This is a genomic window from Cobetia sp. (assembly GCF_983723665.1).
In genome coordinates this window covers 1-2697 of record NZ_CFDJES010000243.1, presented here as the reverse complement: position 1 = coordinate 2697, position 2697 = coordinate 1, and the positions used below count along the sequence as shown (strand labels likewise).

The 2697-nt window shown below is 58.9% G+C and carries 1 protein-coding gene; it reads right to left on the bottom strand.

Features of this window, described 5'->3' with window-relative positions:
• Positions 1-650: 650 nt before the first annotated feature.
• Entirely contained in the window at positions 651-2408 is a 1758-nt protein-coding gene (locus AC4FAH_RS14390; protein ID WP_287021028.1) for a multidrug ABC transporter permease/ATP-binding protein, read from the bottom strand.
• Positions 2409-2697 lie beyond the last annotated feature (289 nt).

Below are 2697 nucleotides of genomic sequence, written 5' to 3'. Positions count from 1 at the left end.
CCGTCGAGACCGGACGCGGCGTCTCCACCAGCGGCGCATCGACTTTCAGTGCCGTTCCGACCACGACCATGGTGCCATCGGTCTCGGCGGCCAGCACGATGGCGGACTGTGACAGGAGCCATGCCGCGATGCAGAGCCGTATGGTGTGAGACAGTGGGGCTTGTGACAGAGCGGCATATGAATACGGTGCAGGTGCCGGCCGGGCAGCTGCCTGTCGTGATGATAGGTATCTTGGCATGTCGTGTTCCCTTGTAACGATCGTTTATGGTCAATCTCCCCTTCCGTCTCGTGGCGTCTCTCACTGGCACGCTCATATCCAATGCGGAATGGAATTAGGATGATTCGTATTCAACAAATGTAACTTGCGGTGACACACCGTTCTGCATGTACCTGCATGCAATCCCGAGAATGGCGCGTCCTACCGACTGCAACACCCCGAGGGGCGATTCACTCTGCAGCCGGACATCATCCCTGACACATCACATGAGACCGTCTCCTGGGCTCACGTCCTGGCGTTGCGACTTCTTGCGTCTGCTACCTGCATCGCGTCTTCCATCTTCGTCCATGTTCTTCTGCCCAGCGCTCAGACGATGCCCAGCTCGTGGGACGTCTTGCAGGGCATCGGCAGGTATGCGCTTTCGTCTTCCCGGTCACGCTTCATCCAGGCGCGCCACAGCGTCCCGACTGATACGATCACGCTGGGCACCCGACAACTCCTGCAACTTGCCGGCGCGCATCTCGAACAATCTATCCGCTTGCCCGAAATAATGATCATCGTGACTGATGGCGAAGACCGTCTTGCCCATCTCGCGCAGACGCGGCAGCAGATCACGATAGAAGATGCGGCGGAATTGCGGGTCCTGATCTGCCGCCCATTCATCCAACAACACGATGTCGCGACGCTCTGCCACTGCCATCAACAGCGCAAGTCGCTTGCGCTGCCCTTGAGACAGCTCGGTATTGATCACACGGTTTTCCTCAAGCACCAGCTTCTCGCGCATCTGCAGGTAGTCGACCCACTGCGCGATCAATGCCGGGTCTGCCGGCCCACCGGTCGGACCCAGCAGGCGATCGAACTGATGGAAATCAGTGAAGACCGCCGAGAACTGCTGACGCCAGGCTTCCCGCTCGTCTTCGCCTATCGGGTGCCCGTCCCGCAAGAGCGTGCCTGAGCTTGGCCGATAGAGGCCGGTCAGAAGCTTGGCCAGGGTCGACTTGCCACTGCCATTGCCACCGATCAGGAAGACCAGCTCTCCGCGCCTGAGGGTAAGATCCAGCGGACCGACGCAGAAGGCCTGCGTGTCATTGTTCGCAATGTCCTGTCCCATATTCTCGCGGCCGGCGTAGCGAAAGCAGACACCCTGTAGACTCAGGGTCTGCCAGTCAGACTCGGCCGAAGTGCCTGCGGTTGAATCATGTCCGCGCGGCTCAGGATGTCGAGGAGACGCGAAATCGGCGTTGACCGGTGCCAATGCCAACTTGCGCAGCTTGGCAAAGGCCACATCAGCCCCCAGCAAGGTGGGCAATGCCCCCACGGCCTGGATCAAGGGCGTGCGCAGAAACAGCAGAGTCAGGGAAAAGGTCGCGGCGACTTCACCACTGGCCCATCCCAGGCCATTGGCCAGATAGAAGACAATACCGATGGCGCCCAGCATCATGATGTTGGAGAAGTTGACGGCGCTCAGGTGGTAGGTGTCCGCGCGCACGACATGATGGCGATACTCACAGGCATTGACACTGTAGCTGGTGTCGAAATAGTCACGCGCACGTGGACGATTGAGCGCCAGCTCCTTGCGCCCGTCGATGACAGCCTCATAGTCGGCATAAAGGCGACTCTCCGCTTCACGCACCTCGGCCAGGTGGCGATAGACTCGCGTGACCATCCAGCTGCCCCCCATAATGGTCAAGGTCACCCAGATGGCGGTGATCAACATCATGCCGAGAGACAACCAGCCAAGATAGAACACGGCTCCCAGGGTCAGCACGATGCCTTGTACCAGTTCTGGCAGGCGCACGAACGCCAGGGTGATGTTGCGGATGTCACTCGAAAGACTCGCCAGCAGGTTGGCGCTGCCGAGCTGCTCGAGCCGCTCGATATCAGTATCGAGGATCTGCTTGACCAAACGCCCGCGCAGTCCATGCACGAAATGATGCCCCAGCGTCGTCAATGCCAACTGTGCACCCAGCGTGATCGCAAGCAACAGCAGAATCAGCCCAAGAAACTCCGGAAGCACCCCGACATGGGCCGCAAGCCCCTCGTCCAGGGGGACGGTGGCAGAATGCGCGATGAGTCGCTGGTTGATATAGGCAATGACACCGATGCCTAGCCCTGCACTGACAAGGCTCAGAAAGATCACACCAAGAAAGGACCAGCGATATTGGGCAAGAACCACTTTCAGTAACGTCACACCTGCTCCCGGACATCATGGCAATCAGACCGCCACCAAAAGGCGGCGACGCAGGTCATGTGACTGCGCCGAAAGAGAATCTTACGGCGCGCATACTTTAATGCAAGAAATAATGAGAAATATTATCACTACGGAATAACGACTATAGATGCCGTCGCGCGCCCCCCCCCTCTTCTTGCACCACTCCCCGATAGGAGCACCCCCGCTCATGGGCCACTCATGTGGCCGCAAGTCTCACCACAGCGTCATCTGACGATCCAGCAGGCGATCGAAATCATCGTCGACGAAC